Source organism: Nonomuraea sp. NPDC003201, from assembly GCF_053590415.1.
In genome coordinates this window covers 1-3,905 of sequence record NZ_JBSFTC010000568.1, presented here as the reverse complement: position 1 = coordinate 3,905, position 3,905 = coordinate 1, and the positions used below count along the sequence as shown (strand labels likewise).

The following is a 3,905-nucleotide window of genomic DNA, read 5'->3' as shown; positions in this document are numbered from 1 at the left end:
AGAACTCACCACGCTCGGCATCAAAGTCGCACCGTCCACGGTGTGGGAGATCCTCAAGCAGGAAAGTTTCGATCCGGCGCCCGAGCGGGCGTCCACCACGTGGGCCGACTTCCTACGCTCGCAAGCCGACGCCCCGCTGGCCTGCGATTTCATCGAGACCATCACCTTGAACGGGCAACGCCAGTACATCCTGGCGGTCATCGAGCATGCCACCAGGCGTGTCCGCGTGCTCGGCACCACCGCGCACCCGAGCATGAGCTGGGTCACCCAGGCGATCAGGAATCTGGTGATGGATCTGAACGATGCGGGCTGCCGGGCGCGCTATCTGATCCAAGACAAGGATGGGAAGTTCCCAGCCCTCATGGACGAGATCCTCGCCGACGCCGACATCAAGACCGTGCTCACCGGCATCCGGATGCCGCTGATGAACTCGATCATGGAACGGTGGGTGCAGTCGTGCCGCCACGAACCCCTCGACCGCTGCCTCGCATGGAACGAACGCCATCTGCGGCACGCCCTGCGCGAGTACGAACGGTTCTACAACCAGCACCGAGCCCATCAAGCCCTGGACCAAGCAGCGCCGCTGCGCACCGTCCCCGATCCGATCACGGATCCCGAGCAAATCACCGACCTGAATGTATGCCGACGCGACCGGCTCGGCGGCGTCCTCCACGAGTACTCACCTGCGGCTTGAACGCATGGATGGAATTTTCGGCAGGCGCACAGTCGCCTTGCTCGCAGCCGAGCAGAACGCTCTCTGCTCGGCACAAGCGCCCTGTAGCGATCGAAGTCGTCTTCCCGCAGGTCTCATCGTCCCCACCTGACACAGCACATCCTCACCAGCGGGGACCCGGACCCAAGACGGGCCCGGTTTCGTTCGGTACCGATCGATGGTGATCCGCTAGGTGTGAATCCGACCGGCCGTAAGGGCAAGGTCTGCGTCAGCCGAAGATTCTCCCTACCAGAGAGGCCCGGTCCGACCCCGGATCGGTCTGGTCACGGAATTGGCACACGCAGGATGGGAGCACCGTTGTAATGGGCCTCCCAAGCGGTGGCGCCGACGAGACCGAGCGGTTGCCTGATCATGGCAGAGGCCTCGCCGTTCACCCAGGATTCGAGTCGTTCCCGCACCGTCTCGACGGGAAGACGCCCCACCAACTGGGAGATCACCGTTGTACCTTCCACCATGCCGAACGCACATTTGAATGGCATGGTCTCACCTCTGGCTCGCGCAGCGGCATCGAGCGCCCTGTTGAGGCCACCGCAGATGCCATCGCTGGCCGCCTGCAACTGCATCGGAACCTGGGCCGCGCCAGGCAACTGCTCCCGCAGCAGATGCCTCTCCTCGTCATCGGCAAAGACGTAGTAGGCGTTCTTCGGGAGGTGGCCCGAGATCGCCTTGACGATCTCGGACACCAGTCGCTCGGCGTCGGCGTCCTCGAATATCTCGATGTCGATATTCCCGCCGGTATCACCTTCGCCTCCTCCCGTCACCTCACCCTGATCGCCGAGGATATCCTCGATCAGATCTTCGATATCGGCCTTGCCTACCTGCGCGCCGCCCAGCCAGCTGATAAATACTTCCACCATACCTACTCTATCTGTTGCCTGAACACCTTCTCAAGGAAGAACGCGTCCAGCTTCGTGAGCGACCTCTTCCGGCGGTCCGGGCGGTCCCAGCTCATACCCTCGATCTTGTTCCTTAGGTCAGCCCCTTCTTCTCTATAAGCTTCTATGTAGAATTGCTCACCACCGGACATGGCGTCCCTGGAAGTATAGACGTCGATGATCTCAGGCTGTTTGTCTCCCAGCTCTGGGAAGTAGTGGTCATGCCCCTTCTTTTGCTTTTTGAAGCGCGCATTGAGCACCTGCTGAGGCGTTCCCTTGCCGCTGGCCTTGCCTATGTATACTACTTTATCCGCACTATTGCGGATGATGTATGTGATGTAGCTCCTTCCGCCTGCCGCACTGGGCACGTCGATCTTGATATTCTTCCCCGGCGTGATGCGGAATCTGCTGAACATACTGGCCTTGCCGCTGGCCTTGCCCTTGTCGCTACCCATGAGCTCATCGAGGTCATGGCGCGCCCATATGCCGTTGAAGAAGAAATCTGTGGCCTTCCTCCCACAGGACGTAAAGCCTATTTCTTCACAGATGGACATGGCGAGGAAGAATTCCTGCTGCGTCCTGAGGCGATCATCGTTCATGGCCTCCGAATATGTTCTGAAATGGTCGGCGGCACGAGCTTGCCAGCGCTCTATGAACTTCGCCCTGACCGCATCGTTCGGAAGCGCTCCAATGATGATCTCGATGGCTGATACATAACTGCCACTGCCACCGCCAGCGTCGACGTCGAGACCGTCCGGATCGGACTGCCCAACAGGATTGTCGGCTGCGTAGCCGTACGGGCTCGTCAGCTCCGGGTTTTCGGTGTCGAATTTAGGGTCGGGAGATATGAACTTCGCCGTGGCGGGGTCGTAGTAGCGCGCGGACAGGTAGCTCAGCCCCGTGGAGGCGTCTTCTACCTTGCCGAGGAAGCCGCGGTCAGTGGAGGGCAGATCGTCCACGCCCCGGCGCTGGCCGTAGGGCAGATAGCGTTCCCGTGCGACCTGGCCGGTGGTGTCGTCGATGGCCAGTTGCATCGAGCCGTGCAGGCCGGAGGCCGCCCACTGGAAATCGTTAGTGGTGCGAATGCCGATGACGGCGCCGTCGGGCGAGGCGTAGTAGCGGGTCGCCTTCGTTGTGCCGGAGGCGCGTACCTCCATCCCATCCAGATAAAGAGTGGTCCCACTTGCTTCACGCCGGATGAGCCGCTCGCCATCGGCATCGTAGACCATGGAGGTGTCCACGCCATCAACGGCGGCCCTCTCCAACTGCCCTGTCTGGTTCCACGTAAATGTCGTCTGCTTGCCGTTTACGGTGCGGCTGATGAGCTGGCCGGCGTTGTCATAGGAATAGGTGTCAGTTCTGGACGGTCGCGCGACGGAGGTGACTGCGTTGGGACGTACCGCCGAGGATCCAGGCGCCGGGTAATGGTATGTAGCCGTCTCCGTACTGTCGGTCAGAGAGGCGATGTTGCCGACGGCGTCGTATGCGTACGTGTGACGGTAAGGGTCGATGCCTTGACCGTCAGGACCGGCGGCACAGTCGGCCCGTGTTGTGGTGAAGGCCGAGGCGAGCCGACTTAGAGCGTCATAGCCGAAGCACTCTGATTGGCCGGGGCTACTTCCGGTCGCTGACGTGGCGTCGAGAACCTGCGTGATCTCACCGGCCCGGTTGTAGCTGAATACGTCATCCTGGGCAGTAACGGGGCTCGGCGTGTTCGCTTTCGCGGTGGTGGTCAGCTTGCCCAGCCAACCGGTCCCGGGATCCCAGGTGAAGGTTCGTTTGAGCTGACCGTTGCTTCCATATAAGCGTTCGGCAATGCGGCCGGTGGAGCCGTAGGAGGTGTCTTTGACATAGACCGTGCCGCCGTTCAGGTCCGACGAAACGTCCTTGGGCATCCCCAGGTCCGAGTAACCATAGGTGAGGGTTTCTGATTGGAGACCTCCCGCAGCAGGCAGAGTGCGCGTCAGTGGGTTGCCGGCTCTGTCGTAGGTTATGGCGAAGACATAGTCCCCTGCGATTCCCGTCTCAGCGGCTGGAATGGATACCTTGGTGCCGGTAGGGCGGTAAGAGCTGTCGTAACCGGTAACAGCCTTGGTATAGGCGCGGCCGCCAGCATAGCGAGTGCTGGAGGTAACCTGGCCCTGCGCAAGGGTGTCGTACAACCATTCGGCCAGCTTGATACCGGTGTCGACCTCTCCAGCCCACTGAGGTGATCTCAGCGAAATAGTTCGGACGAATTGGGATTTCTTGGACGCCACTGGTGGCGTTCCGGGCCTATCGGGAGGAGTTGCCGAAGG

Annotated in this window: 3 protein-coding genes; 1 reads left to right on the top strand and 2 read right to left on the bottom strand. The window is 61.1% G+C overall.

Annotated elements, in window-relative coordinates:
• Window positions 1-694: integrase core domain-containing protein (locus ACWDX9_RS60805; RefSeq protein ID WP_449973035.1), on the top strand; the 694-nt coding region annotated here is incomplete at its 5' end.
• Between the two features lie 302 nt (window positions 695-996).
• Here the strand turns inward: ACWDX9_RS60805 and ACWDX9_RS60800 are convergent.
• Together ACWDX9_RS60800 and ACWDX9_RS60795 are read right to left on the bottom strand one after the other, a co-directional pair.
• Window positions 997-1,590, bottom strand: coding sequence for a hypothetical protein (locus ACWDX9_RS60800; RefSeq protein ID WP_449973034.1), 594 nt, complete (start codon window positions 1,588-1,590; stop codon window positions 997-999).
• Between the two features lie 2 nt (window positions 1,591-1,592).
• A complete protein-coding gene (locus ACWDX9_RS60795; protein WP_449973033.1) occupies window positions 1,593-3,866 on the bottom strand; it encodes an RHS repeat-associated core domain-containing protein in 2,274 nt (757 codons plus the stop codon).
• Window positions 3,867-3,905: the final 39 nt, after the last annotated feature.

Coding starts and splice junctions, on each gene's coding strand:
- ACWDX9_RS60800 (WP_449973034.1), bottom strand. CDS start 1,590: ATGGTGGAAGTATTTATCAGCTGGCTGGGCGGCGCGCAGGTAGGCAAG.